Here is a 26,847-nt window from a genome sequence, read left to right on the forward strand (position 1 = left end):
CGAAGAACTGCATTTTTGTCTCAATCCATCCTCGCATATTTAACAAAATATACACACATTTACATAGCTAAACTATTTGATAAAAAAAAACAACCACCCCACCTTTTCAATCAATGTGATGAAAAAGTGGAGCAGCAATTAACGTCTCAGCGCGGATGTTACACCGCATAAGCACTTAGCAATTGCGCGATCCATTGGCGTTGCAGATATTGGCGGGCGCGATGTTCGTGTTTTTCGCGCAGGAAAGGATAGGCTTGTTCAAAGGTGGCTTGGCCTGCGGGGCGGGTTTGTTGGTATTTCACCAGATGAAAACCCAGTTCGGTTTCGATGGGAGTGCTGACCTGATTAGGTGCAATGAGTGCCAAACGCTCGGTGATTTGCGGATAGAGTTTTTCAGCATCACACCAACCTAAATACCCATTTTGCATCGCACTTGGACACTCGGAATGTTGCAAAGCAAGCGTCTCAAAATGACTCTTTTCACACTGGTGATAGAGCGACCAAATCCGGTGCAACACTTGGTCACGGCGGTTTTCTGGATAGGCGTCGTTAATGGTGATTAAAATTTGGCTCATCTCCCACGTTTGTGGGCGATAGAACTCCAGCAAATGCTGGTCGTAATAGTGTTTGGCATCCGTTTGATTAAGCGGTGGCACACTGTTACTGACCATCTCTAACACTTTGTCGCATTTGAGTTCTTCACTCAACGCCTTGCGTAGCGCAACCTCATCGAGCTGCTGATTATCCAGCGCCGCAAGAAATAGCGAGTAAGATTCATACCCCTCAATACAGGTTTGCAGCGCACTATCGACTTCGGTTTCACTTAAATTTACCCACTGCACTTCGGGAGAGTGCAAAATGGCATCTTGGATGCGATAGAGCTGCTCGACTTGAGCATCGACTTTCACTCGTTGCATGCTGGATAAGTATTGCGGGTTCATCTTGAACAGTTCTGTCGCCACTTTGGCGGTCAGGTAGTGACGTTTGTAGGCTTCCATGTCGTACTCCTTATCCTGTTACAGCCCATCTGCCTTGCTCCAATTCCTTGACTCAATCGGTTTAAACCATTTCGAGCACTGCAGAGTCTAAGCGCACCGTATGCGCACCAATGGCCACTTCATACTGCATTTGGCCGTTATCCAAGTTACGCAGCGCACGCTGCACTTCGATGACATCTCCTTTACTGGCCACCAGCTCACCTTGCATCGAGAGGCTTCGGGTAAGGCGCGCTTTGTCCAGACTGTGAAACTGACAGGGAATCCAAGGAAGTGCGGCATCGATAACCTCGTTATCACGCACACCAATCACGCGGTTCACTTCAGGGAAAAAAACCTGAAAGATCACTTGGGTCTGCAAAAAGTAACCATAGCTGCGCACTTCGCCGCACTGCCCTGCTTCCACTAATAGATCGCCCTTATCAAAACCTGCGAATGTTCCGTCATTACGCACATTACGCACCACTCTGACTCGGTCGCCCATCTCAAAACGAATGCCATTTAGCGTTTCCATCAGCGCACCTCCTCAACCAGAGAGCTTGGGCAATCACCGCTTTGGCAAGTATCGCAGCCGCCATGGGTGTTTAAAGCCAACTCTCGACCCAATAGCAACTGCTTGTATGCCATTCGTAATGTGCTCTGATAAAAGGCAAAATCACCGAGTCGATTAGGCTGCGCTGAGAGCAGCTTTTGAAACAGGCGCAGCAGTTGGATATGTTTCTTCTCCACAAAACTGGCGTCATAGTCAATATGAAAGTAGGCCAAAAACTCTTGCGCGCTGCTGAGCTCTTCCAACTCATCCAAAAAGTCGTTTTCTTGAGTCACATCCATGTAATTTCCTCATGCTGCAGGGGTCATGACATGCATCGCGATACCGAGCAGATCATCGTTTGACGGCACGCATTTTTCACGTTCTGACCAGCATCGTAATTCATCGCGCAGCGCTTCACACTGCCCTGCATCGAGCACAATACCCATGCGACGATACACTTCACTGATCGCTTTAACACCAGAGTGCTTGCCTAAAACAAGCTGATGTTCACGTCCTACCAAGGCAGGGGAAAAGCCTTGGTAGTTGTTGATATCTTTCAATAATCCATCGACGTGAACACCAGATTCATGAGTAAACACCACATCGCCAGTAATCGCTTTTTGCGGTGATAACACGCGCCCTGAAGCGACATACACATACCGACACAGAGCCGGAAGCTGGGTAAGGTCGACATCGCAGCACGACTGTTTAAGCACACTCATCGCTACAGCAACTTCTTCTAGCGCAGCATTGCCAGCGCGCTCTCCTAACCCATTAATCGTGGTATTAACCGAGGTAGCACCTGCTTGAATTGCCGCAAGAGTATTAGCAGTTGCCAGTCCTAAATCATTGTGCGCGTGCATCTCAATATCCAATTGACTATTGGTGCGCAACTGCACAATGCGTTGAAAAGTCACAAACGGATCCAAAATTCCGTTGGTATCGGCAAAACGCAGACGTTGAGCGCCGCAGCGTTCAGCCACTTCGGCAACACGCAGCAGAAAATCGGGGTCGGCGCGTGACGCATCTTCCATCCCCACACACACGTTAAACCCCATATCCACCGCCATACGAATGACCTTTTCACAACGGGCAAACAGGGTACTAACAGGGATATTAAGCTTACTTTTGAGCTGCTGAGCCGACACCGGAATGGAGAGATCGAGCCAATCGAGCCCTAGGCCAGAGGCATTACGGACATCCTCTTCCAACATGCGACACCATGCCATTGTCTGAGCGCGAGTCACCGCCTGGTTAACCGCAGCAATGGTGCTGCGCTCTGCTTTACCCATCGCGGGGATACCGATTTCCAGCTCATTGACTCCTGCTCCTTCGAGCAGGAGAGCAATGTGGATTTTCTCTTCGGTGGTAAAGGCAACGCCTGGGCTCTGCTCACCATCGCGCAAGGTGGTGTCGTTAATGACGATTTTACTGGGAATATTCATGCCATACGCCATAGCGGCCTCCTAAGCATACACCGGCGCAAATGCGTCTACAGACCCTTGATTCGTTTCATTATTCCAGTAAGGCGACAGCTCACGTAAGCGCGCAACGATTGGTGGTAATTGCTCTAACACGTAATCGATGTCCTCTGGTTTGTTAAAGCGAGATAACGAAAAGCGTAACGTGCCATGCGCTGCAGTGAATGGGATCTGCATCGCCTTCATTACGTGAGAAGGTTCCAATGATCCAGACGTGCAGGCTGAGCCAGATGAGGCAGCGATGCCCACTTGATTCATCATCAGTAGGAGTGCTTCCCCTTCCACGTACTCAATCGCGATATTGCAAGTATTCGGCACGCGATGTGCGCGGTTACCGGTGATAAAGCTATTAGGAATACGGGCGAGTAAACCTTGTTCTAGGCGATCACGCATCAGTTCAATGCGTGGAACCTCAGTTTCTAACGCGTTATAGGCCAGTTGCGCTGCCATCCCCATCGCAATGATCGATGCAGAGTTTTCCGTGCCCGCACGACGACCACGTTCTTGGTGACCGCCACGCAGCAGTGGACGAAAACGCGTGCCGCGACGTAGATAGAGCGCGCCAATCCCTTTCGGTGCATGAAACTTATGTCCAGAAATCGACAGCATATCGATATGCAAGGTTTTGACATCCATCGGAATTTTACCAGCGGCTTGCACCGCATCCACATGAACTAATGCGCCATACGACTTGGCTAAATGCGCCACACGTTCGATGGGAAAAATGGTTCCGGTTTCATTATTCGCCCACATCATAGTGACTAGGCAAACATTTCGATTGAGCGCCGCTTCAAAGGCTTTGAAATCCAAACGCCCTTTCTTATCCACGCCAATCCAATGCACTGTGTAGCCTTTACGCTCTAGGTTCTGACACAAAGTGAGCGTCGCTGGGTGTTCAACGCGTGTGGTGATGATCTCTTTTTTATCCGGATAAGCTTCCACGGCCGACAAAATCGCGGTGGTGGTGGCTTCGGTCGCACAAGAGGTAAACACAATTTCGCTTGAGTGCTGCGCACCCAACAGTTGCTGAACTTGCTCACGCGCAATTTCCATGGCTTGTCCTACACGCGCACCAAGGCGGTGAATCGAAGATGGATTACCGTAAAACTGATCAAGATAAGGAATCATGGTATCCAACACACGTGGGTCAATGCGGGTAGTCGCGTTGTTGTCGAGGTACACCATAGGTGCTTCCTTGCTGCCGTTAGTGATCATAAGTCCCTTCCTTTGCTGGTTTCATTGCTGCATCTTCTTGCACTGGAAACACGGTGTACATTTCGCCTAAGGTTTGGCTGATTTGATGTTCAACATTGGCAAGTGTCAGGCCAGACAGGCCACAACCACTGCACGCCCCTACCATAGAAACAAACACCACGTTTTCTTCAATATCCACTAAGTGAATATCGCCACCATCCATTTGCACGCCAGGGCGCACATCGTCGATGATTTGACTCACGGCATCCCAAATCTGTTGCTGTTGTACTGACTTGGTCGATGCACTGTCACTATCAATGTTATTGACAGCGATACGCATGCCGTACTCTGGATGTTCTGCGCGCATTTCCGCTAAACAATCTTCCAATACCCATTCGATCTTTTCATGGCAAGACGCACATGCACCGCCCGCTTTGGTGTAGTTGATCACCTCTTCCAACGTAGAAAGATTATTGGCTTTGACCACTCGTTTGATCATCACATCATCAATCGCAAAGCATTTACAGATCAGTTCGCCCTCTTCATGGTCAGCATCCACTGCTTCACCACGGTAGTTTGCAGCGGCGGCGTGCAACGCTTCCATTCCCATCACAGAGCAGTGCATTTTTTCTGGTGGTAAGCCGTCAAGGAAATCGGCAATGTCTTTATTGGTAATCGCTAACGCATCATTTAGAGATTTACCAATGATCATTTCTGTCAGAGCTGAAGATGAAGCGATGGCACTACCACAACCAAAGGTTTGAAATCCAGCGTCTTCGATGGTCTCGGTTTGTGGATCGATTTTTAACGTTAAACTTAAGGCATCACCACAACTGATGGAGCCGACATCGCCTCGAGCGTTTGCATTGTCTACCAACTTGGCATTTCTCGGATGGAAGAAATGTTCTTTCACTTTCTCAGAGTAATCCCACATAACTGCTCCTTACTGTTTGCTTTGCTTCCCACGCGTCCTGCGTGTGTGTTTGTTGTTGTGAAACTTTTTTATAAGGTGCAAGTTGCATGGCAATTTGTGACCAGCACACGTTTTAACACCACATAAATGAGATAAGAGATTGAATATTCGAAGGTTATTTTTTTGAAGTAGGTCATGTTTTACAATTCTTTACTGTTAACCCAATAGCTACATTTGTTCGCTATAGGACAAAAAACACGACAAAATCGCTGATGGAAACCCGACAAAACGAACAATATTAGCATGTCATGATTAAAACAAAGTAAGTAAAATCAATAACCTAATAATCTAATATTGATAAAAAATGGGACAGAATGTCTGTCCCATTAGAAGTTACGTTAGCATAATCGCCCTGCACAAAGGCCATTAGGCATCCGCACTATGCTGCAGCTGGCGCAAAAGATTGGCAATTCTTCGGACACACTTTGTTGCACGAGGTACAACCAATACAGTCCGCGGCGTTTTTAATGCTCATGACCATCATGACTTCATCTTCTTCAAAATAGTCATCGTCTTCATCCACGCCCTCTTTCTCTACCAGGTCAAACACATCTCGAGAACAGACCTTGTAACAGCGGCCACAACCGATGCAGCTATTTTGGTCGATGCTCGATATAAATTGAGGCTCCCAAGGCTCGCCTCCACGGGTATAACTCACAATATTGCTCACACTTATTTTCCTTATCGATTTACCATTCTTCATCCATTAACTGTTCATAGCGCTGAGCTTCTGAGCTACTCGCTTGTGCGACCAGTAATTGATTCTGTTTCATTGCCCGAGCCAGCCACCCTTTCGGACCGCCATCAACTTCTTGCTTGAGATCCGACAACAGCTCATGAATATCGGTGCCCGCCATCACTTTCACCGGATGGATGTGGTTATCGAGCAGTTGGCGAATGGCCGCAGCGCCGCACGCGTTGCAATACACTGCAGCGCAATCTTCTAAATCGCTGATGCGCTTTGGCAATTTGTCGTGCGTGGTAGTTGATGATTCGGTGTATTCAATCGCTTCGAGCAAATTCCAGCCCTCTTGATGCAAACCATAGATCAACATACCGCGCGCACTGCCAAAGTGCTGGTCGACCTTTTGCCGGGTTTCGGTAGCAAAAGCGACTTTCAAGTAGAAATCTTCTAGATTGCGATTGGGCTTCACCGTCAATTTACGTTCACTGATTTTCATGCGGCACCTCGGTTTTGTTTGACCTCTTGCGCGGTAAAACGATAAGCGCTGATGTGAGGTTCCACTTCCTCTTTTTCGGTGATGATCATGCTATTGGCCATTGCAAATAAGCGCTCGCGCATCCCTTCATAACCAAATTGGCGCACATCCATATTGCCGTAGCGATCCGAAACGGGATAACCGGTGCGCAATACTGGAATGGTGGGCTCACACATGACTGCCGCATGACTGTTACTCACCACCAAACGCAAATCGGGATAGGATTTATCGAGCTGAGCGAGATCGCCAATGATCACTTCATCACAAGCGAGATCTTCAAACCCAGCATCTTGACTGGTGGTGATCACCTGATGGATATGCCCGCCCATCGCGGCAATTAAACTGGCATAACCTTTCGCTAGATCAGGCTCAAGGGCAATGGCATAGGTTTCATGAGTGAGCACAAAATGGCTATCGAGCATCGCATCCTGTACCCGCTGACGAGCACGAGTGATCCAACTGGGCACATCTTTACCACTGAGCTTAGCTAGGGTCATCACAAAGCGATCCACCTGTTCAATGGTCATGCCCATACCAAAATTGAACGCGGGTATCCCAAAGCGTTTTTCCAACCACACCCCAGTGTCGGTTAACGAGTCGCCAAACACCAAAGTGGCATCGCTTTCCGACATCATTTCAATTTCCAGTACCGAAGTGCCCCCCATGCTGGTCGGAGAGAAATCGTCGTCACCTAAATGACCATCGAGAGAGAGCGACAAATCCGGTACAAAAATCCCCTCAACATCAAATGCATTGAGATACTGCTTGATGGTATCGATGTCGGCGGCGGTCATACCGACACTGCACAGCACATTAACTTGCACACGCTGCTTTTGTCGGCGAGTGGGCTCTTTCACTAGCTGTTTAACCAAGCAATTGACCGCATAAGCGTAACCACTTTGCATTGAGCCGGTAAAATCAGGGGTGTGCATGGTAACGACGCGCGTGGCGTTGTATTGCGGTTTATCGCGGCGAAATTGACTGACGACACGAAACAGGTCGGTGCCCTGCAATTCGGTCAGCCCTGTAGTCATCACGGTAATCAGTTCTGGTGAGTTTTTGTCGCATAACGTACAAAGCGCTTCGAACAAATTGTCGTCACCGCCCATCACTGCCGACACTTGGTCTATCGCGGTGTTTTGTAATGGAATCGGTTCACGTAAATGACCAATGAGGAACACTTTAGCAAAGGCACTGCACCCTTGTGCCCCATGCAACAGCGGCACGGTGCGACGAATCCCAAAGCTCGCTAAAATCGCACCCGTTGCTGAACTGGTGCGCAGCGGTTGGGTAACCAAAGGGGTATTTTGTTTGATGATTTTTGGCATGCGCTACTCCTTAGCCACGATGATTCACAACAAGATGAGTTTCAGGCGCTCCTTCTGCCACGCTTTCACTCAACCACGGCGCACTGCTACGTGCGACATCCCAAATGGGCGCTTCTAAGGTGCGACACAATTCGATCGCCAGACGAATCATCCCTTCATATCCGGCATAAGCATGTTCGCGCTCTTGGTTGATATGCAAGAAAGGCAAACGCGCTTTCAACGAGGTGTACATATTACGTCCACCAGCGATCATCACATCAGCATGAAACTGGTGATAGGTATCAATTAACAGCCTTGCGCCACCTTCATCGAGCATAAGCGCATCTTGTCCCATAATGTCGATGATGCGTTTTTTGTCCGACTGAGTCGATTTACGCGTCCCAGTCGCAATGCACTCAATGCCGAGATCTTTCAGCGCAGAAATAACCGACCACGATTTCACCCCGCCGGTATAGAGCAATGCTCGCTTGCCTTCCAAACGCGCTTTATACGGAGCTAACGCCTCCCTAAGCCGTTTTTCTTCACGGGCAATTAAGGCCTCAGTCTCTTCGGTGAGCTTAGGATCGTTAAGCAGTTTAGCGAAGGTGCGCAGTGCGGTAGAGGTATCTTCAATGCCATAGAAACTCCCCTCAAACCAAGGAATGCCCCATTTCTCTTGCAGGCTACGTGCGACGTTCACTTGCGCGCGAGCACACACCACCATGGATGCGTCGGCGCGATGCATGGTTTGAATTTGGTGAAACAAGGTGTCCCCTGCCAAACAGCACAAAATGCGAATGCCGAGCTCTTCAAAAAGGCGTGAGACATGCCAAAATTCACCTGCGATGTTGTACTCACCAATCAGAACGATGTCATGCACATGGCGAGTGGGATCGTGTTTCATTAAGGGTTTTGCTGGCGGCTCTGCCGTACCCACCACTTTTTCGACCATCACGTGTCCAGCAATACGGTTACCCAGGTTTTTGTTGCCATAAAATCCCGCCGCATCCACCGCAATCACAGGAATGCCCCAACGTTCTTGGGCGACATCGCAAATGGCTTGAATATCATTGCCTTCCAAGGCGGGGACACAGGTCATGTAGACAAACACCGCTGGCGGGTTGTGCTCTTTAATCAGTTGCTTGATGGCATGCAGTAAGCGTTTTTCAGCGCGCCCCATGATCACATCTTGTTCGTTAAGATCAGTGGTAAAACCATAGCGAAACAGGTCACTGCCCACTGCTCTAGTACCGCGGTTATCCCAACTGTTGCCCGCACAGGCGATCGGACCATGGATGATGTGCCCAACATCGGCAATTGGCAGTAAGCTAATTTGTGCCCCATCAAAGCAGCAGCCACCCGCAGTCGCTCCCGGTTTTGGCCGACTACAACCACTTTTCTCCCCCTTGTTATGCTCACAAGCGGGCTCATCCTGTAGTAATTTGATTTCTGATTGTTTCATTGGCCCCTCCGACCTGACAAACGTCGATCTTTCCTGATCACTCAAAACGAAGGTGCAATAAACGAACCATAGATAAGCTATTGAATTTTAAAGAGGTAAAAAGGGAGTTGTAGGAAAATAAAAGAGACATTGTCGGAAAGACGACAAAGCGCTTCACTCTTCGTGAAGCGCAATAACCAGCCCTGAACAGGCATTGAGATCGGTGGTGACGCGGCTGCAGCCACCTTGCGCAGAATGAGCGACTAAATGTAAATCGAACTGCTCATACTCAACATACGGATCATGGCTGCCCATATCGGATTCAAAGCAGAGCGTGAAACTCACCCCTGGGTATTGCTGTTTAAAACGGGCAACTACCGCATCACTCATGGTGGGTTGAGCGGCAAGAGACGCCCCGATGGCTTCAATCTCCTGCACACTCAAAGTCGCCAAATTGACACATTCCATTAGGCGGCATCCTCATCAAAGCACTCTTTGGGTTGATAGATTCCCATGAACTTTTGCAACCAAGGTGGTGGTGATTGGCGGATCACGTTAGACAGTTCGTTTAACGTATCCTCAGCTGACGTAGGAACGGCCCGTTTGATCGGATGCACATTGGCACGAGTCACGCGTGCGGCGGCAGGCCCTCCGATAGAGAGCGTGAAAAGGATTTGGCAGTCACGAATTTTGCTCAATAGATAGAGCGCACGCTCTTCCCCTTTTAATCCGGCATCGATAGAGCGCACATCCACCAGCTGATGTTCGGTGCTATTCACTTCATAAATCAACACACGTAGACAAGAGCCGTAGTGACCATTGATCATCTCACCTTGATTCGATGTCAAAGCCACGCGCAGTTTGGGTCCAGTCAACGGAGATTTGGCCGTCACATGGGGCATGTCGTTACTCTCCATCGGCGCAGTTAACACTTCTAGTGCACTTTTGATCTCTTTTTTACTGGTCTCAACGCCTAATGAATTGACCATCAAATGAAACGCCTGCGGTGAAAGGCCAAGCAATTTTTCCTCGCTTAGCGGTTCACCTAAATGTTGTACCAATAATCCCAGTAAGGCTCGCACTGGGACATTAGGCAGTGCTTTGACTGCCATGGCCACCCGAACGGCGGCCGGTTCTGTTAAAGATTCCATTCTTTGCTCCTTGCTACGCTGCTTGTAGCCGCTTGGCTCGCACCGAGATGGGTAACTTGGGTTTCTCCATCGGATCAATATGATAGATGGCACCACTGACCAGATGGATCTCACCGCCCCACTTGGCATCGGTATCAAATTCCATTGTGGTAATCGCCACTTCCAAATCTTTTTTTGCGATATAAAGGCACAGGTCACCGCCTTCGTTGTATTGAATCATCACATTCGCCATCGTACTCTTCCTTGTCGTTTCTCTGAGGTGATTCTTACCTTGGGCAAAGCCGAAGGAAATAAGGTCAGCACGAGGCTGACCTTCTGGTGGTTAACGTACCAAATCAAAGCCAAGGTCAGTTTTACCTAACGTCATGGTTTCTTGATCTCGTTTTTCCAATACCGCATTCACTAAAGTGGTCAGAATGTACATCGCCCCTTCATAGCCTAAGGTGGTATGACGATGTAGATGGTGACGGTCAAAGATTGGGAAGCCGATGCGCACTAATGGCACTTCAAACTCTTCTCCTTTGGCTTTGGTATCGCGTTGGATAAATTTGCCATAAGAGTTACCAATCAACAGGTCAGGTTTATCGGTAAACATCAATGAGCGCAGATGCCACAGGTCGTTACCGGTATACACTTTGGCTTTCGCACCGTAAGGTGTTTCCGCCAATTGCGCTTCCAGCTGTTTACGCCAACGTTTCGCACCGTTGTTACACAGCACATGTTTGATTTCACAGCCCATTTCGGTCAGGAACTTACACATCCCCAGCAGGTAGTCAGGGTCGCCATAGAGTGACACTGTCACGCCATGTAACCAAGTGTGCGAGTCGGTCATCATGTCAACTAAGCGGCCACGTTCAATGGTGAGCGATTGTGGAATAGGTTTACCGCTTAACTCAGAGACTTTCATCAGGAAGTTATCGGTCCATTCAAGCCCCATCGGAATATCCAATTTAGGCACATCCTGCTGCCAAGTGGTTTCGATGAATTTCTTAGTTTTCGCCAATTGACCTTCTTGCAATAACAAGGTTGCTTTGGCATTTGGCGCTTCGCGAACTTTTTCATAAGAAGTGCCGCCTGAATACATACGGAATTGACCGTCGGCAGGAGTATCAAGAACTTCAGATGGATCGCACAGGTAGTTGTATTCCACTCCCATCTCATCCAGCATACGTTGAATGACGCGATAGTTACCTAAGTAAGTTTCAAAACCAGGGACAATGTTGATCTTATTGCTGCTACCGGGTTGATAACCCCCCTCTTTGTTGATGGTGAAGTAGCGCAAAATCCCTTCAAACATGTTGTCCCAACCTGTCGTATGACTGCCAACGAAACTCGGTGTATGAGCGTTTGGCGTTGGTACTTCAGTCGGTAAATGTCCGGCGGCTTTGGCGTTATTGATAAACGCGTTTAAGTCATCACCGATAACTTCAGCCATACAAGTAGTGGAGACGGCAATCGCTTCTGGTTTGTACAGAGCAAAAGCGTTTTCCAACCCTTGTGACATGTTCTCTTGACCACCAAACACCGCTGCATCTTCCGTCATAGAGTCGGATACGCAAGCAACAGGCTCTTTGAAATGGCGGTTAAAGTAAGTGCGGAAATAGGCGACACATCCCTGTGAGCCGTGGACATAAGGTAGGGTTTTTTCAAACCCAAGCGCACAAAGCACGGCACCTAAAGGCTGACACGCTTTGGCCGGATCAATCGTAATGTGTTTACGATTGAAGTTAATCTCTTGATATTCTTCCGTTGTGGTCCACTCAAACACCTCTTTGACTTTGGCTGCATCAACTGCCTGCTCAAACTCACCGCGTTTGCTGTGTATCAAGTCCTGATATTCAGGTTGTTGAAACAACTGGTAACCTGTTTTGATATCTTCAACATTTTGAGTCATAAAATTCTCTCCTACCGTGCCACTAATCTGTGAACTCCGGTTCGGTTAAACGATTGAAATTCCTTTCCAATCGGCCGTTATGCAGACTTAGCCATGCTTTCTTCATCTGTGGATGTCGCCCAAGGCGCCTTCATTTTCGCCCAGCAAGGGTTGTTTAAAGTCATATCCATATCGCGAGCAAAAATAGCGAAGCCATCCACACCATGGTAAGGACCGGAATAGTCCCAGCTGTGCATTTGGCGGAAGGGGTAGCCCATCTTGTGGAACACGTATTTCTCTTTCACCCCAGAACCAATCAAGTCTGGTTTGATCGCTTTAACAAACTCTTCTAGCTCGTAAGTGGCCGCATCATCGAAGATAAGCGCGGCGTCTTTCATCACTGGTGTGGTTTTGACATAGTCATCGTTGTGCGCGAATTCATAACCGGCACCCACAATGTCCATACCGAGATCTTCATACGCGCCAATGACGTGACGAGGACGTAGGCCGCCGACATACAGCATCACTTTTTTGCCTTCCAAACGTGGGCGGTATTTTTCAATCACAGCGTTCCATTGTTCGCTATAGCGAGCGATCACTTCTTCGGTCTGTTTTTGGATCTTTTCATCGAAGAATCCAGCAATTTTGCGCATAGATTCGGCAATTTTGGTTGGACCAAACAGGTTGTATTCGACCCATGGAATACCGTGTTTTTCTTCCATGTAACGCACGATGTAGTTCATTGAACGGTAGCAGTGCACTAGGTTCAATTTCACTTTTGGCGTGTGTTCCATTTCAGGCAATGTACCGTCACCAGACCATTGCGCCACAACACGTAACCCCATATCTTCGAGAATGATACGAGAGGACCAAGCATCACCACCGATGTTGTAGTCACCAATGATGGCGACATCGTAATCTGTGGTTTCAAACTCTTTTTCATCCGCATCATTGAGCACGTAGTCACGAATGGTATCGTTGGCAATGTGGTGACCTAATGATTGAGAAACCCCACGGAAACCTTCACAGCGCACTGGGACAATTTTCTTACCCAGTTCAGCACTTTTGGTTTTTGCTACTGCTTCGATGTCATCCCCAATCAGACCAACCGGACATTCTGATTGAATGGAGATCCCTTTAGATAAAGGAAATAGCGCTTCAATTTCATCGATTGCTGCAGAGAGCTTTTTATCCCCACCAAACACGATGTCGCGTTCTTGGAAGTCGGTGGTAAAGTCGAGAGTGACGAATGAATCGACCCCAGTGGTACCCGCATAGTAGTTACGACGACCCGCACGAGAATATTGACCACAACCGACTGGACCATGAGAGATGTGCACCATGTCTTTGACCGGTCCCCAAACCACCCCTTTTGACCCTGCGTAAGCACAACCACGAATGGTCATTACCCCAGGCGTCGCTTTGCGGTTGGAGCTGATGCACTTGCTGCTGTCTTGGCTAGCATCATTGACGACGATGTGTTTAGCACGTTCAGCCTTCGCAACCTCAGGATAAACTTCCAACACTTCATCGACTAACGACTGCATTTGCTCTTTATTCATATCCATAATGAATTCCTTGTTATTGAGTGCAATACCAAGCCCCGCCCTTAAGCGGCGACTTCGTCAGCTTTCTTACCGATGATCGATTCGTCTTCTTCGTCGATGATGCCAAATTCCATCAAAAGCTCTTCCAACTCATCCATAGTGACGGGTTTAGGAATAACAAAGAGTTTGTTGTCGATGATCTTTTGCGCCAACGTACGGTATTCATCCGCTTGTTTGCATTTGGTGTCGTATTCGATCACTGTCATACGACGGATTTCAGCGCGTTGTACGATGTTGTCACGAGGAACAAAGTGAATCATTTGTGTACCGATCTTCGCAGCTAGAGCCATGATCAGTTCATCTTCACGGTCGGTGTTACGAGAGTTACAGATAAGGCCAGCTAAACGCACACTACCAGTAGTCGCGTATTTACAAATCCCTTTAGAAATGTTGTTGGCCGCGTACATCGCCATCATTTCACCAGAACATACGATGTAGATTTCTTGTGCTTTGTTTTCACGAATTGGCATGGCGAAACCACCACACACAACGTCACCCAGTACGTCATAGAATACGAAGTCCAAATCGTCTTCGTAGGCACCTTCTTCTTCAAGGAAGTTGATAGCGGTGATAACACCACGACCAGCACAACCAACACCTGGCTCTGGACCGCCTGATTCAACGCAGCGAACATCGCCAAAACCGACTTTCAATACATCTTCTAATTCGATGTCTTCAACCGTACCGGCTTGGGCGGCCATTTCCATGATGGTGTTTTGCGCTTTAGAGTGCAGAATCAAACGAGTAGAGTCTGCTTTTGGGTCACATCCTATGATCATGACTTTTTTGCCCAGTTCAGCGAGTGCTGCAACTAGGTTTTGTGTTGTGGTTGATTTACCGATACCACCTTTACCGTAAATTGCACATTGACGAATTGCCATGGGTCTATCTCCTTAATTTGTTTAGACTCAGGCTTTGTATGGCGAAATTCGTACCAGAATATTTACCTTATATTTTTCAATACCTTATGCAAAAAACCAATCACCTTGTTATTGTCATAAGCTAACAATGTCCGTTTTGTAACAAGGTTTTGTTTGTCTGTTTTGGTATTCACTGCCTTTGGCATTAACCATGGCATAAAAGCGTCGATGAGCTTGCAATCAAACATAAGCAACTTGGCACATTACGCGGTATACTGTGCGGCAGATCTCCTTTTTCTTGTCAGAGTCTGTCGTCTCTTTATTGGCTTTGCTCTATGTGTCTACCCGGCTAAGGATTGTTATGTTGACTGTGTTTTCAGTAATTTTGCCTATATTTCTGGTGATGTTGGTGGGTTATGTTGCGGCCAAGGTCAACTTAATTTCCCAACGTTCCATATCGGAAATGGGTCGCTATGTCATTTATATCGCGCTGCCTGCCGTGATTATAAAAACGGTACTACACATTGATATTCAAGCAATTCTTAATGTGCGCTACCTACTCGCTTATGCGCTAACTTCGGTGACAATCACGGTTGTTGCGATGATAGGATTACGCAAATGGTGCAAACTCAAGGGATTAGATGCAGCTGTATCTGTGACAGGCATGGTGGTACCCAATAGTTCGTTTATTGGTTACCCCATCATTTTGCAACTTATCGATAACCCACCCGTTAACGCCTTTGCTATGGCGCTGTTAGTAGAGAACCTTTGTGTTCTACCACTCTGTTTTATTTTGATGGATTACGGCGCATTAGAGAGTCAGCATGCTCTCAAGACCAAACTCAAAGCGTTGCTAATTAAAGTGGTGAAAAACCCTTTGTTAATCGCGATTTTGCTTGGTGTGGTAGGTAATGTGCTGCACGTTACCCTCCCCGATGCCATCGACACCACCCTTGGTCTGTTTGCCCCTTCGGCGGTGGCCGTCGCGCTGTTTGCGATTGGTGGTTCCCTTGCCGGTATCCAGATTCGTGATACTCGCCGCGACCAACTGGCGGCGGTGACTTTGGGTAAACTGGTGATTCATCCGCTGGTTGCCATCGTGATGCTATCGATCCTGCTACCTGGCCAAGCCCACGATTTGAAACTGGCATTGGTGATCATTACCGCCATGCCGATGTTTAGTATCTATTCGGTCATAGGCGACATTTATGGACGGCAAACGTTCTGTACAACGGCGCAGTTGGTCACCAATGGCCTCTCGATCATTACAATTCCAGTGATGATCTCCATAGCCCAAGCGGTGTTTTAGACTTTGTTTGCGTAAAGAAATAATTAACCATGTCTTAACCTCAAAGTGATTAAGGTTAATAAAAGAGAAAGATTGGCTTAGCCAAGTATTTTCCGTGTCACACATTTACCGTTTCATGCTTATCTTATTTTTTAGATCAATAATTTTAATCACTTCACATCACCAATAGTGCTTATTTAAAATTCATCAAATAGGACTATTTGTCACAAAAAATTCATTTACATTACTTTACAAAAAACAAATATGAACTTACTCAAGTGATTAAGATCTTGTTTTGTTCTCGATAGTTATCAATAACGTATCTAACATCACAATATTCTCTCAATTCGATTGTAAAAGACGTCGACAAAACTAGAATCATTCTAAAACAAAACATTGTTTCATAATTTAATTAATACCGTTTCGCAGTGGCTTTTCCACGAAAGGGAATAGATTATATTCAGAGATTAACATCATTCATTTATTGTTATTTACTGACTATATTGAGTTTAATACTCACGGGGCTCTATTACCTTAAATATTTATCGGAAACACTATTTGCACTGTGTGTGAATACACAAATAAATCTTTACATTTAAGTTTATTTTAAATATTTAATTGGTGATTATATGAATCTTAAAACCATTAGCGCTGCCAGTTTATTGGTCTTAGCATCGGTTCAAGCATACGCTGCTGAAGATGTCGATGATACGGTCAAAGGCAAAACTTACTTGCAATATGAACACAATTATCAGACAGAAAAACGTTCCCACGGTGACTCCATCAAATTGGTGCACAAAACCCCTGATAACTGGGGCTTTGAGGTCAAGTTTGGTATCTACCCTCGCGCGATTGATAGCGCCTACGAAAACTACTATGGGGGTAGCGCCGGCTTTGTTTTATCTAAAACTTACATCATCGACAAAGAGACCTATGTGTCACCTCAGTTTGAAGTCGATTTTCAAAGTGACAGCTTACAATATTTAGGGGGAGCGACCTTATATCATAAACTCAGTGATAACTGGGGTGGTTATGTTCGTTACCGGTATCAATTCCGTGATTATGCAAGTACCGATAGTTATAAAACTCGTAATATGTATATTGATGGTGATAAAACTAAAGGTACAGAATCGGTTACCTATCTAGCTAAAGGGAATATTGGTACCCATCGTTTCGAAACTGGTATAGATTACCGTGGTGTAGAAAACTGGCGCTTCCAATATATCTTGCTTTACGATTACTCAGATTATACCAATAGCCCAAAATCATGTGACAGCTACAGCTGTACCACATTAGATTATGCATCATTTGATAATAAAAAAGGCTATTTATATAACGAATTCAAAATCCAGTATACGGGATTTAAATCTGCCATCCCTTATTTTGAAATTGACCAAAAATCAGTATCAAGCACATCAGTAAAAGAGCAGGCAGTTCTTAAACTAGGTTTCAACTGGTATTTCTAAGTAGGAGTTAATTATGAAATCTTATCTATATATTTTGCCAGTTGCAGCGGCTGCATTATTACCCATGACTTCAATGGCGGACACCAGTTATATCTCATTTGAACATCAATACCGCACTGAAAACCGCTTTAACAGTGACAAACTGGCATTAGCATATCAATTCGATAATGGTTTACGTTTTGAGATTGCAGCCAATCTTATTAACAAAAAACGCGACAGCTTTGACGATCCAACCAACTACAGCGAATATTTCGATACCAGTTATCGTTACCAGATCAACGACTCCCTATCTCTCATTCCAAGCATCCGTTTGAAATTCTACACAGGTGCCGGTGATGACTACGATTTCAGTGGTGAAATCGGTGATAACGGTGATACTGGCTCACGCTACATCCCTGGCTTAGCTGTACGTTACGACGTCAACAGCGATCTCTATCTCTGGACCGGCTACCAATACGAATGGCGTAAATACACCCACACCAAAGGCAACACTTCCGCCGACAACCAACGTCGTGAAGTGTACAAAGTGGGTGCTAATTACCAAATCTCTAAATCCTTCACTTTGGCCTATACCGCGCAATATCAAGATGCGGATTACACCTTGTTCGATAACAAACAATCCAATTACGAACAGAGTGCCTTCCTGTATTACCGTGTGAACCGCGATTGGCAACCTTACCTTGGGGTAGATGACACTGCCGTTGCAACAGACAGCGACCATCGCGAAGCCAAAGTCACCGCTGGATTTAATTTCTATTTCTAATAAGAGGTCATGATGAAACTATCTATGTACGCGGCTGCGCTGTTGAGCGTAGCCAGCTCTTTGGCCTATGCAGCGCCTGCCACTTACGATGCCATGGTAACAGCGACCCCATCGGGTGAGCATCAGTTCAGTAAGATTACTCAAGCGCTAGAGGCAGCTAAAGCCAGCAACAAAGAAAATTACGTCATCTACATCACCAATGGTGTTTACAACGAAAAGTTCGACGTGAATGTCGACAAAGTGACATTAGAGGGTGAAAGCCAAGACAAAACCATCATTGAATACAATGCCGCTGCGGGAATGAAAAATCCTCAAGGTAACACTTGGGGAACATCCAAAAGCTTTGTGATTCGAGTGAAAGCAGATGATGTGACCCTACGTAACTTTACTGTCCGTAATAGCTTTGATTACCCAGCAAACGACGTGAAAGCCAAAGACGACCCTACTCGTCTAAATGCATCACAGGCGGTAGCGTTATCAGTGGGAGCAGGCTCAGAGCGAGCCAAAGTGATGGATGTGACCATCGAAGGTTACCAAGACACTTTATTGATTCGCCACGATACCACCAGCTATTTCCATAATTGCACCGTAAAAGGAAACGTCGATTTCATTTTTGGGGGTGGTACTGCGGTATTTGATGACTGTAATATCGTTGCCAGAGCAAGAACTAAACCTATGACTCCTATGGGTTTTATTACAGCTCCTAGTACCGATATTCATCAAGCTTACGGTTTAGTGTTTATGAACAGTCGGATTACCAAAGAAGCGAATGTTCCAGCAGACAGTTTTGGTCTTGGTCGTCCATGGCACCCATCAAAAACCTTTAGTGATGGACGCTACGCTGACCCAGATGCGAAAGGTTCAACCATCTATTACAACTGTTATCTAGATGATCATTTATACGGTTGGGATAAGATGTCAGGATGGGACAAAGACAAGCAACGTATTTGGTTTGAACCAGATAACGATGCGCGCTTCTTTGAGTTCAACAGTAAAGGGCCTGGTGCCAACAAAGCCGGTTCTAAACATGTGTTGACGACTAAGCAAGCTCAAGAGCTATCCATCGACCACGTTCTTGGTGGTAACTGGTATCGTTCTTAGAAATTGGAGTCATAGTAGTGAAAAAAGTGTATTTACAGCGGTCACTGACCGCTGCTTTAACCAGTTTGCTTCTTAGTGCAGGCGTCGCAGCGCAAGAGCTTAATATGGACATCGTTCGCCAAGCTGCGCCAGCCGATGGTTGGGCAGCCATGGCCGGTGGCACACAAGGCGGCGCAAGCGCAACAGCGGATCATATCTACCACGTAACGACGGTAGATGAGTTGAACCAGGCGCTAAAACAAGGTGGTAATGCAGCCAAAATTATTTTGGTGGACAACAGAATTGATTTGAGTGGTGGCATTCCTTACAACAGTTTTGCTGACCAGAAGCAACGCTCGCAGATTCACATCTCCTCTAACACGACACTTTTTGGTGCTGGAGCGGATGCGGGGTTCTTCAATGGGTCGCTTATCTTAAGTAAGGTCAAGAATGTCATCATTCGCAACGTCAACATCGAAACACCTGTTGACGTTGCACCCCATTTTGAAAAAGGTGATGGCTGGAACGCCGAATGGGATGGCATGAACATCATTAGTTCAGATCACGTTTGGATCGACCATATCACCTTAACTGACGGTTCTTTCACCGATCATATGTATGGTAAGAAGGACGGTTGGAAATACGTACAACACGATGGTGAGTTGGATATCAAACGCGGTAGCGATTACATCTCTATCTCCAACTCTCTCTTTGAAAACCATGACAAAGTCATGCTGATTGGTCACAGCGACAAAAATGGAGATCAGGACCGTGGCAAGCTGCGCGTCACCTTAAATGACAACGTGTTCGATCATTTGGTGCAACGCACGCCTCGGGTTCGTTTTGGTCAGATTCACGCCTACAACAACTTGTTTAATGGCAGCAAGGCCAGTGATGTGGAATACCGTTACGGCTATTCGTTTGGTCTTGGCACAGAAGGAACCGTTCTTTCTGAGAATAACCTGTTTACTGTGGCACATCTCAAATCCCCATGCGGCGTGTTTAAAGCGCTGAGCAAAGGGAAAGCTGGTGTGTTGGTCGATAATGGTTCGCAAGTCAATGGTCAAACACTCGATGTAGCGAATTGTGGTCTACCCAAAACCACAGTGAGTGTTCCTTATCAGTACCAATTGCAACCTGCTGACTCACTCGCCACACTCAAACAGAGTGCAGGTGCAGGCAAGTTAGCGCTTAATTAACACTTCTGAGTTTAAAAAATTAAACACAGGGGTGAAACCGAATTGCCATTGTATTGTGGCTGATTTGGGTCATGGCACTTGTGTTTAATGCATTATTAAACCGTCTCCAAGCCATGAGGTGTAAAGTATCACGTTGTCACGCTACGTTGTTCTTTACACCTTTTTTTTGTCTGGTCGTTTTCTCCTCACCAAAATTCAAGATCTGATCTACTTCTCATCTTTATACATCCGTATAGTAAGCGTACTTATCAAATAGTGCATAGCAGCAAAAACTGATATAGTGAACCCTATAATACTTATAATTTTCAGATTGTTAGAAGCACAGATGTCATGATAGAACTGAATGGTAAAAACCAAGTCGTTAATTTACTTAGGCGGCAACCGCTTTCACGTGTTGATTTGGCAAAACAAACCGGCTTGGTGAAATCGTCACTGACCAAAATTACTCAGCAACTGCTTAATGATGGCATCATCGAAGAGATGACCGCCACCGAGCACACTCAAGAGTGCACCAAAGGACGTCCCAAAACCGCCCTGTGTTTAGTGCCAAATATCCACTTTTCTCTGTGCTGTTATATCTCGATTGAAAGCTTTGTGGCGATTTTGATAGATCAAACCAACAAGATTCTTTGCCACCATGTTATACGCTGGGATTTACCCAAGGAGAAGCGTGTTTTTGGCGCGGCGCAAATCGTTGAGATGATCAAACAACATGGTGAAGAGCTGTGTCGCATCCAAGGGATCGAATTTTCTGAACTGAAAATCATCACCGTTGCTACCCAAGGGAAAATAGCCCAACACAGTGGTATGGTGCACTACAGCCAACTGCTGAAAGAGCGTCATTTCAATTTGGCGCAATACATTGAAGAACAAACTGGTCACGTGGCTAAAATCTTCAACATTGCTTACTGCTGCAGTGCGCAGTTGAACGTGAGTTTTAGCCAACTCAACAGTTTTGTGGCACTACTGCTTGGCTATGGTTCTGGTATGGGCGTGGTGATCGATCAGCGAATCGCGCTGGGACCTGATGGGACGGCACCAGAGATCAGCCATATGACCTACGACCGTCATGGGCGTGACTGCTATTGCGGTGCCAAAGGTTGCTGTGAAACCTATGTGACTTATCGTTCCATCATCGCAGAAATTGAGAAGCGTGTGGGTTATACCTTACCGGGCGCAGATGCTAAAGAGCAACTTCATCACATTGTGACGCTCTTAAATGAGCAGCATCCAGACTATCTTGATGTGGTCAATGAAGCGGCCAATGTGATGGGCTTTATCATTTCACACTTTATGACGGTGTGGGATGTTCGCGACGTCATCATCAGTGGTGAAGTCGGCATTTTATTTGACTATCTCAAACCGCAAATTGAATATTACGTAGCCAATAATGGTGACTTTACCTTTGGCGCTACGCAGATCAATTTATGGCAAGAGCGTGACTATAACATCGCCTTCTATGGTTTGATTGAACTGACCAATCGCTCCTATCACGTCTAAACAACCAACATTATCCTCTAAGTCAAACTGGTCTGCCTTTTATTGCCACTTTTCCAGTTACTTAGTGACAGCACGTTCTATTTAAGTGAATAACTCACCGAGTAACCAAAGCGGCAACACGACCGCTTTGGTTTCATATCGCTATTTATCTGAGACTTGAACAATCACGCGACGATAGGATGTCAGCTGCGGCTGACCATTATCTTTCACTTTCAAAATGATGTGTGCTTCTCCCCCATTAGGGCACTGAGCATCTGGCAAGGTTAACCAGCCATCGGCACACGCCTTATTGACCTTCACCACCGCTTTGCTTTGATCGCCTTGAGTCACCGTCACATCCGCCATACCCGGCTGATTAGCCACACCGCTAAAGCCCGCTTCTTTGTAATTAAACCACTCATAACTCAAACGGTTGTTATCAGGATCATAGCTTTTAGAAGCATCTAAGGTGATGCGTTCACCTGGGTGCGCTTTGATGTACAGCACTTGACGAGTTTCATCGCCATTTACCACCGCTACCGGTTGGTGGTTAGCTTTAGCAAAAGGTTTAATTGTCCAATCCATGCGCGCAGCAAAGTCGTTTTGGAACTCATCACGCCAGCGCCAAATGGTCGCTTGGTCTGAAGTATATTCTTTACCATCGATACCTTTGACCGTATCAGCCGAGGTGATACGACCAAACCAGTCTCCACCTTGTGACCAAATAGAATGGGTTTCCCCATAAGGCTGACGATAGATATAACGGCCGCCCCAGCCACCCCAACTTGGATTACGAAAACTGTTTAATCCGTTATCGGTCAAGCCAAGAAAGGCGGGGGTATCCCCTTCCATGATAAACATGTATTTCAGATAGTGTTTGCCTAGTGGTCCTTTGCTACGAATGTTTTTCTCTAACCATTCGTTTGTCACCTGACTAAAATCGGCACCCGCACCATTTTTGTAATATTCATCCCCGGCGATCCCAGTCCAAGTTGCTGAACCATACTCTGCCCCATCTTGAGAAGAGGGTTTCACGACATAAAACAGTGCAGGGAAAGTACGGCGAATCCAAGGACCAGCATCGTCTTGGTCAGAAATGGAATAAACGCGCAATTTGGCCACAAACTTCTCGACCTCCTGATCACTACGCGTTGCTTTTACTTCATAAAGCGCCTGAGCTAAGGTGTTGGCTCCGCCCCAAACCGTGACCCAAATAGGTCGACTGTCCGGTTTATCAACTGCAGCAATGAGAGCCTGCGCTCCGGGTGAGGTTTTGCCCTTACCCACATCCTCCATTCCATAGCCAGGTTGTCCGGTATTAACCACCGATTTTAAGTCATCTGCCGTCGGCCAACCTTTCGCATTCAACAGCAAGTTAGGACGAACCTGTTCATACGCATCAATAATGTGGTTGATCGTGTCCTTTTCGCGTTTTGCTCGTTGCCAAACAGAGGTCGTTGCCACTAAGCCTTCGATTTTTAGCTCATTTGAATAGGTTAGTAGCCGCACCATCGACATTTGGTCATCTGGTTCATTGCCCATATCGGTCAGGACAAATATGCGCGCATGACCTGCATAGTTATCAATCTGATTGGGTTGGTAATTGTCGGCCATCGCTTGTGGCACTGCGAGGCCAAAAACCAAAGTCGTTGCCACAGCGAGTGCTGTCTTTTTCATGCCTGTGCGCCAACCGCCAGACGTAGTGAGTCCGCTCTTAAACATAGAGATTCCCGTTATGATTTGGATTAAAAAGGTAAGGAATGAAGAAATTTGGCTATTAGAATAATATGACCACTTAGTTCACCACTTGAATTATATGAAAATAAAATGAAAATTCAGAGAATTAGCTCACACTAAACAAAGTTGCTTACCCGCTATTGCTTACCCGCTAAGGTGCTTGCTCACTAAGAGAGACGCCATCCGCTTACCATAACGGAGACTTCCGCTTTGGGTTTTACACACTGCTATTACAGATAAGAGCGCAGCTCTACTGTCATTATGTCGATGTCATCATTTAGAAATTTTAATTTCATTTTAGCCAGTAGATGGAATTAATTTCGCCTCAAATCATTTCATTTTTCTTAACGGGTTATGACCTAAACTCTCACAGCACTGACGGTTTATTGGGTATACACTGCCTGTTCACACCATCTCTGGATTCTCCTAACCTTCACTTTACCAGGCACTTTTTCTCAAACAAATACAGATATTCCAATGAATTAAAGTGAATAACGTCACACAACTGGGCACGATTTGTGTGCAACAGCCAATCTTGGCAAGTTATCGCTCAAAATCCGGACTACCTCACAAACCACAAAATGAAAAACAAAAACCAATAAAATAATATTGAAATATTTATTTCGAATAATAGATTATCTCCAACGAATCGAGTTAATGATCCATAACAATGTGATGGCAGGACAAAATGCAGTGCAGTTTGCCAAGTCATCTCTCAGACACAAAAGGAATCCGTATGAATACTCTTGGTAATTTTATCGGCGGACGAGAACAACTCAGCACCAGTGGTTTGAGTGAGCCCGTTTACAATCCAGCCACAGGTGAAGTGATTCGTCATGTGACTCAAGGTGGCAAAGAAGATGTATTGGCAGCGATTGATGCCGCCGATAAAGCGTTTCCAGCTTGGTCTGCAATGACTCCACTGCTCCGCGCCAGAATCCTATTCCAATTCAAAGAATTACTCGATGAAAACCGCGAAGAATTGGCACGCATTATCTCCGAAGAAAACGGCAAAGTGTTTTCCGATGCCCAAGGCGAATTAACTCGTGGTATTGAAGTGGTTGAATTTGCTTGCGGTATTCCACATCTACTCAAAGGCGAATACTCCAACAATGTGGGTACCAGCGTGGATAGCTTCTCTGTCATGCAACCACTTGGGGTTGTTGCTGGTATCACTCCTTTCAACTTCCCAGCTATGGTACCTATGTGGATGTTCCCAGTAGCGCTTGCTTGTGGTAACACATTCGTACTGAAACCGCCTGTCACAGCTCCCTCTGCTGCAATGAAACTGGCTGAACTATTGAAAAAAGCTGGTTTGCCTGACGGTGTCTTTAACGTTATTCACAGCACCAATGAAAATGCGAGCATCCTTTCTGAAGATCCTCGTATCCAAGCAGTCAGCTTTGTTGGTTCTTCTGCCGTTGCGGATATCGTCTATAGCACCGCAAGCAAACATGGTAAACGTGTGCAAGCCTTTGGCGCAGCGAAAAACCATGCCATCGTTATGCCTGACGCAGATTTGAACTCTTGTGTGGATGCCATCATGGGCGGCGCTTACGGTTCTGCAGGTGAACGTTGTATGGCTCTACCTATTGTCGTGACTGTCGGTGATGACACAGCAGACAAATTGATCAGCCAACTTGTTCCGAAAGTGAAAGCATTAAGAGTGGGTGCAGGTCTTTTGGAAAAAGGCCAAAAAGACAACGACATGGGTCCACTAATTTCTAAAGCTCATCAGGAAAAAGTGTTAGGTTACATCAACATTGGTGAACAAGAAGGTGCTAAATTGTTGGTCGATGGTCGCCATATTGACGTGGCTGGTTATCCAAACGGCTACTTTGTTGGCGGTACTCTCTTCGACCATGTCAAACCTGGCATGCGCATTCACCGCGAAGAGATCTTCGGTCCAGTACTGGGCATTATCCGCGCTCCAGATTATGAAACTGCCTTGGAAATCGTCAACAGCAGCGAATTTGGTAACGGTAGCGCCATCTTTACCCAAAATGGTCACTACGCTCGTGATTTCACTATGCGCGTTCAAGCCGGTATGGTGGGGGTTAACGTCCCAGTGGCTGTACCTATGGCATACCACTGTTTCGGTGGTTGGAAACGTTCAATCTTTGGTGCGCTCCACGTTCATGGACCAGATGGCGTGCGTTTCTATACTCGCATGAAAACCATCACCACTCGTTGGCCAGATGGCAAACAAAGCATTGCTGAATTTAGCATGCCAACACTCGGTTAAACTAACACAAGGAGTCTCCAGTGAGTCAATTACTATCGAAATACCACGCACCAAATGGGGAAGGCCTTATTCAACATATCACACCAGAAAATGCTGGTTGGAAGTATGTCGGGTTTGATGCGTATCAGCTCACCCAAGGTCAAATTATCACGCTGGAAAGCGGTGATCGTGAGTTATGTTTGGTTCTGATTTCAGGCAAAGCCAAAGTGCACACCACTAAAGCCAATTTTGGCGAAATTGGACAGCGCATGGATGTGTTTGAAAAAATTCCAGCTTACTCCGTCTATGTACCTCACAACGATAAAGTGATTGTGGAAGCGACGACAAAACTGGAGTTAGCCGTATGCAGTGCACCAAGTAATGGTAAATTACCTGCCCGTCTTATCGGCCCAGATGATGTGGGTGTGGAATATCGTGGCAAAGGGCGCAATCAGCGTCATGTGCAGAACATTCTGCCAGAAACTGAGCCTGCCGATAGCCTCTTGGTTGTTGAAGTGTATACTGCTGAAGGCGCAACAAGCTCTTATCCAAGCCACAAGCACGATACCGGTTCAGACACCGAAACCTACTTGGAAGAGACCTACTATCACCGTCTCAACCCTAGCCAAGGTTTCTGCCTACAACGTGTCTATACCGACGATCTCTCTTTGGACGAAACCATGGCGGTATACGATCACGATGTCGTCAAAGTACCTCGTGGCTACCACCCTGTCGCTATGCTAGCAGGATACGATGGTTATTATTTGAATGTGATGGCCGGTCCTATTCGTCAATGGAAGTTCACTTGGGAAAAAGACCACGCTTGGATCAATACCGACGCCTACCCTAAAAAAGACTCATAAGTGTGCTTACTTATGTTTTGCGGCCAACTCGTCACCCGATTGGCCGCTTTTTTTGTCCGTTTTATAACGAACCATCGAACAAAGTAGCGACTAAAGAAATCACGACGCTGCTTG

At 46.4% G+C, this 26,847-nt stretch carries 25 protein-coding genes; 8 read left to right on the top strand and 17 right to left on the bottom strand.

Annotated features, from left to right (window positions below):
• Positions 1-158: 158 nt before the first annotated feature.
• The 16 genes from OCV11_RS22545 to nifH all read right to left on the bottom strand — a co-directional run bounded on the left by OCV11_RS22545 (position 159) and on the right by nifH (position 14,655).
• A complete protein-coding gene (locus OCV11_RS22545; RefSeq protein WP_261896700.1) occupies positions 159-998 on the bottom strand; it encodes a peptidylprolyl isomerase in 840 nt (279 codons plus the stop codon).
• A gap of 61 nt (positions 999-1,059) precedes the next feature.
• Positions 1,060-1,509, bottom strand: coding sequence for a nitrogen fixation protein NifZ (locus OCV11_RS22550; protein ID WP_261896701.1), 450 nt, complete (start codon positions 1,507-1,509; stop codon positions 1,060-1,062).
• Positions 1,509-1,826: a nitrogenase-stabilizing/protective protein NifW gene (locus OCV11_RS22555; protein ID WP_261896702.1), complete on the bottom strand. Its 318-nt coding sequence runs from the start codon at positions 1,824-1,826 to the stop codon at positions 1,509-1,511. The genes OCV11_RS22550 and OCV11_RS22555 overlap by 1 nt, the downstream gene beginning before the upstream one ends.
• 9 nt (positions 1,827-1,835) lie before the next feature.
• Positions 1,836-2,984, bottom strand: a complete 1,149-nt coding sequence (nifV, locus tag OCV11_RS22560) for a homocitrate synthase (protein ID WP_261896703.1) — start codon at positions 2,982-2,984, stop codon at positions 1,836-1,838.
• Between the two features lie 9 nt (positions 2,985-2,993).
• On the bottom strand, positions 2,994-4,223 hold the full coding sequence (gene nifS, locus OCV11_RS22565) for a cysteine desulfurase NifS (RefSeq protein ID WP_261896704.1): 1,230 nt from the start codon (positions 4,221-4,223) through the stop codon (positions 2,994-2,996).
• A complete protein-coding gene (gene nifU, locus OCV11_RS22570; RefSeq protein WP_261896705.1) occupies positions 4,213-5,136 on the bottom strand; it encodes a Fe-S cluster assembly protein NifU in 924 nt (307 codons plus the stop codon). Before nifU ends, nifS begins: the two co-directional genes overlap by 11 nt.
• 418 nt (positions 5,137-5,554) lie before the next feature.
• A complete protein-coding gene (gene fdxB / locus OCV11_RS22575) occupies positions 5,555-5,845 on the bottom strand; it encodes a ferredoxin III, nif-specific (RefSeq protein WP_261896706.1) in 291 nt (96 codons plus the stop codon).
• A 19-nt stretch (positions 5,846-5,864) separates the two neighbouring features.
• The gene (locus tag OCV11_RS22580; protein WP_261896707.1) at positions 5,865-6,356 is read right to left on the bottom strand and encodes a NifB/NifX family molybdenum-iron cluster-binding protein; all 492 of its coding nucleotides are present in this window, start codon (positions 6,354-6,356) and stop codon (positions 5,865-5,867) included.
• Positions 6,353-7,723: a nitrogenase iron-molybdenum cofactor biosynthesis protein NifN gene (gene nifN / locus OCV11_RS22585; protein ID WP_261896708.1), complete on the bottom strand. Its 1,371-nt coding sequence runs from the start codon at positions 7,721-7,723 to the stop codon at positions 6,353-6,355. The genes OCV11_RS22580 and nifN overlap by 4 nt, the downstream gene beginning before the upstream one ends.
• Positions 7,724-7,733: 10 nt before the next feature.
• Positions 7,734-9,164 (bottom strand): nitrogenase iron-molybdenum cofactor biosynthesis protein NifE, encoded by a 1,431-nt coding sequence (gene nifE / locus OCV11_RS22590; RefSeq protein ID WP_261896709.1) that lies wholly within the window; start codon positions 9,162-9,164, stop codon positions 7,734-7,736.
• A gap of 153 nt (positions 9,165-9,317) precedes the next feature.
• Positions 9,318-9,611 (bottom strand): hypothetical protein, encoded by a 294-nt coding sequence (locus OCV11_RS22595; RefSeq protein ID WP_261896710.1) that lies wholly within the window; start codon positions 9,609-9,611, stop codon positions 9,318-9,320.
• Positions 9,611-10,294 (bottom strand): NifB/NifX family molybdenum-iron cluster-binding protein, encoded by a 684-nt coding sequence (locus OCV11_RS22600; protein ID WP_261896711.1) that lies wholly within the window; start codon positions 10,292-10,294, stop codon positions 9,611-9,613. The genes OCV11_RS22595 and OCV11_RS22600 overlap by 1 nt, the downstream gene beginning before the upstream one ends.
• Positions 10,295-10,307: 13 nt before the next feature.
• Positions 10,308-10,526, bottom strand: a complete 219-nt coding sequence (gene nifT, locus OCV11_RS22605) for a putative nitrogen fixation protein NifT (RefSeq protein WP_261896712.1) — start codon at positions 10,524-10,526, stop codon at positions 10,308-10,310.
• A 90-nt stretch (positions 10,527-10,616) separates the two neighbouring features.
• The gene (gene nifK / locus OCV11_RS22610; RefSeq protein WP_261896713.1) at positions 10,617-12,188 is read right to left on the bottom strand and encodes a nitrogenase molybdenum-iron protein subunit beta; all 1,572 of its coding nucleotides are present in this window, start codon (positions 12,186-12,188) and stop codon (positions 10,617-10,619) included.
• A gap of 77 nt (positions 12,189-12,265) precedes the next feature.
• Positions 12,266-13,735: a nitrogenase molybdenum-iron protein alpha chain gene (nifD, locus tag OCV11_RS22615; RefSeq protein WP_261896714.1), complete on the bottom strand. Its 1,470-nt coding sequence runs from the start codon at positions 13,733-13,735 to the stop codon at positions 12,266-12,268.
• Positions 13,736-13,776: 41 nt separating this feature from the next.
• Positions 13,777-14,655 carry a nitrogenase iron protein gene (gene nifH / locus OCV11_RS22620; protein ID WP_261896715.1) on the bottom strand — a complete coding sequence of 293 codons (879 nt, stop codon included), beginning with the start codon at positions 14,653-14,655 and terminating at the stop codon, positions 13,777-13,779.
• A 340-nt stretch (positions 14,656-14,995) separates the two neighbouring features.
• Here nifH and OCV11_RS22625 point away from each other — a divergent pair, with 340 nt between their 5' ends.
• The 6 genes from OCV11_RS22625 to OCV11_RS22650 all read left to right on the top strand — a co-directional run bounded on the left by OCV11_RS22625 (position 14,996) and on the right by OCV11_RS22650 (position 21,930).
• A complete protein-coding gene (locus tag OCV11_RS22625; RefSeq protein ID WP_261896716.1) occupies positions 14,996-15,943 on the top strand; it encodes an AEC family transporter in 948 nt (315 codons plus the stop codon).
• A gap of 608 nt (positions 15,944-16,551) precedes the next feature.
• Positions 16,552-17,388: an oligogalacturonate-specific porin KdgM family protein gene (locus OCV11_RS22630; RefSeq protein ID WP_261896717.1), complete on the top strand. Its 837-nt coding sequence runs from the start codon at positions 16,552-16,554 to the stop codon at positions 17,386-17,388.
• A gap of 13 nt (positions 17,389-17,401) precedes the next feature.
• Complete coding sequence (locus OCV11_RS22635) at positions 17,402-18,151, top strand: oligogalacturonate-specific porin KdgM family protein (protein ID WP_261896718.1); 750 nt, start codon at positions 17,402-17,404, stop codon at positions 18,149-18,151.
• Positions 18,152-18,160: 9 nt separating this feature from the next.
• Positions 18,161-19,252, top strand: a complete 1,092-nt coding sequence (locus OCV11_RS22640; RefSeq protein ID WP_261896719.1) for a pectinesterase family protein — start codon at positions 18,161-18,163, stop codon at positions 19,250-19,252.
• A 17-nt stretch (positions 19,253-19,269) separates the two neighbouring features.
• The gene (locus tag OCV11_RS22645; RefSeq protein WP_261896720.1) at positions 19,270-20,430 is read left to right on the top strand and encodes a pectate lyase family protein; all 1,161 of its coding nucleotides are present in this window, start codon (positions 19,270-19,272) and stop codon (positions 20,428-20,430) included.
• A gap of 330 nt (positions 20,431-20,760) precedes the next feature.
• A complete protein-coding gene (locus OCV11_RS22650; protein WP_261896721.1) occupies positions 20,761-21,930 on the top strand; it encodes an ROK family protein in 1,170 nt (389 codons plus the stop codon).
• A gap of 141 nt (positions 21,931-22,071) precedes the next feature.
• On the opposite strand, the gene OCV11_RS22655 is transcribed toward OCV11_RS22650, so the two are convergent.
• A complete protein-coding gene (locus OCV11_RS22655) occupies positions 22,072-23,631 on the bottom strand; it encodes a nucleoside hydrolase-like domain-containing protein (RefSeq protein ID WP_261896722.1) in 1,560 nt (519 codons plus the stop codon).
• Positions 23,632-24,382: 751 nt separating this feature from the next.
• Here OCV11_RS22655 and OCV11_RS22660 point away from each other — a divergent pair.
• Both OCV11_RS22660 and iolB read left to right on the top strand, forming a co-directional pair.
• Positions 24,383-25,891, top strand: a complete 1,509-nt coding sequence (locus tag OCV11_RS22660) for a CoA-acylating methylmalonate-semialdehyde dehydrogenase (protein ID WP_261896723.1) — start codon at positions 24,383-24,385, stop codon at positions 25,889-25,891.
• Positions 25,892-25,911: 20 nt separating this feature from the next.
• Entirely contained in the window at positions 25,912-26,733 is an 822-nt protein-coding gene (gene iolB, locus OCV11_RS22665; protein WP_261896724.1) for a 5-deoxy-glucuronate isomerase, read from the top strand.
• Positions 26,734-26,847: the final 114 nt, after the last annotated feature.

This window comes from Vibrio porteresiae DSM 19223 (assembly GCF_024347055.1).
Classification (GTDB): domain Bacteria; phylum Pseudomonadota; class Gammaproteobacteria; order Enterobacterales; family Vibrionaceae; genus Vibrio; species Vibrio porteresiae.

Excerpts from the sequence above, each read along its gene's own strand:
- nifV (WP_261896703.1), bottom strand. The coding sequence starts at position 2,984 with ATGGCGTATGGCATGAATATTCCCAGTAAAATCGTCATTAACGACACC.
- OCV11_RS22595 (WP_261896710.1), bottom strand. The coding sequence starts at position 9,611 with ATGGAATGTGTCAATTTGGCGACTTTGAGTGTGCAGGAGATTGAAGCC.
- OCV11_RS22655 (WP_261896722.1), bottom strand. The coding sequence starts at position 23,631 with ATGTTTAAGAGCGGACTCACTACGTCTGGCGGTTGGCGCACAGGCATG.
- nifU (WP_261896705.1), bottom strand. The coding sequence starts at position 5,136 with ATGTGGGATTACTCTGAGAAAGTGAAAGAACATTTCTTCCATCCGAGA.
- OCV11_RS22580 (WP_261896707.1), bottom strand. The coding sequence starts at position 6,356 with ATGAAAATCAGTGAACGTAAATTGACGGTGAAGCCCAATCGCAATCTA.
- OCV11_RS22555 (WP_261896702.1), bottom strand. The coding sequence starts at position 1,826 with ATGGATGTGACTCAAGAAAACGACTTTTTGGATGAGTTGGAAGAGCTC.
- OCV11_RS22640 (WP_261896719.1), top strand. The coding sequence starts at position 18,161 with ATGATGAAACTATCTATGTACGCGGCTGCGCTGTTGAGCGTAGCCAGC.
- OCV11_RS22550 (WP_261896701.1), bottom strand. The coding sequence starts at position 1,509 with ATGGAAACGCTAAATGGCATTCGTTTTGAGATGGGCGACCGAGTCAGA.
- OCV11_RS22660 (WP_261896723.1), top strand. The coding sequence starts at position 24,383 with ATGAATACTCTTGGTAATTTTATCGGCGGACGAGAACAACTCAGCACC.
- OCV11_RS22630 (WP_261896717.1), top strand. The coding sequence starts at position 16,552 with ATGAATCTTAAAACCATTAGCGCTGCCAGTTTATTGGTCTTAGCATCG.
- OCV11_RS22545 (WP_261896700.1), bottom strand. The coding sequence starts at position 998 with ATGGAAGCCTACAAACGTCACTACCTGACCGCCAAAGTGGCGACAGAA.
- nifE (WP_261896709.1), bottom strand. The coding sequence starts at position 9,164 with ATGAAACAATCAGAAATCAAATTACTACAGGATGAGCCCGCTTGTGAG.
- nifN (WP_261896708.1), bottom strand. The coding sequence starts at position 7,723 with ATGCCAAAAATCATCAAACAAAATACCCCTTTGGTTACCCAACCGCTG.
- nifT (WP_261896712.1), bottom strand. The coding sequence starts at position 10,526 with ATGGCGAATGTGATGATTCAATACAACGAAGGCGGTGACCTGTGCCTT.
- nifH (WP_261896715.1), bottom strand. The coding sequence starts at position 14,655 with ATGGCAATTCGTCAATGTGCAATTTACGGTAAAGGTGGTATCGGTAAA.
- OCV11_RS22600 (WP_261896711.1), bottom strand. The coding sequence starts at position 10,294 with ATGGAATCTTTAACAGAACCGGCCGCCGTTCGGGTGGCCATGGCAGTC.
- nifD (WP_261896714.1), bottom strand. The coding sequence starts at position 13,735 with ATGGATATGAATAAAGAGCAAATGCAGTCGTTAGTCGATGAAGTGTTG.
- OCV11_RS22650 (WP_261896721.1), top strand. The coding sequence starts at position 20,761 with ATGATAGAACTGAATGGTAAAAACCAAGTCGTTAATTTACTTAGGCGG.
- nifK (WP_261896713.1), bottom strand. The coding sequence starts at position 12,188 with ATGACTCAAAATGTTGAAGATATCAAAACAGGTTACCAGTTGTTTCAA.
- nifS (WP_261896704.1), bottom strand. The coding sequence starts at position 4,223 with ATGATCACTAACGGCAGCAAGGAAGCACCTATGGTGTACCTCGACAAC.
- OCV11_RS22635 (WP_261896718.1), top strand. The coding sequence starts at position 17,402 with ATGAAATCTTATCTATATATTTTGCCAGTTGCAGCGGCTGCATTATTA.
- OCV11_RS22625 (WP_261896716.1), top strand. The coding sequence starts at position 14,996 with ATGTTGACTGTGTTTTCAGTAATTTTGCCTATATTTCTGGTGATGTTG.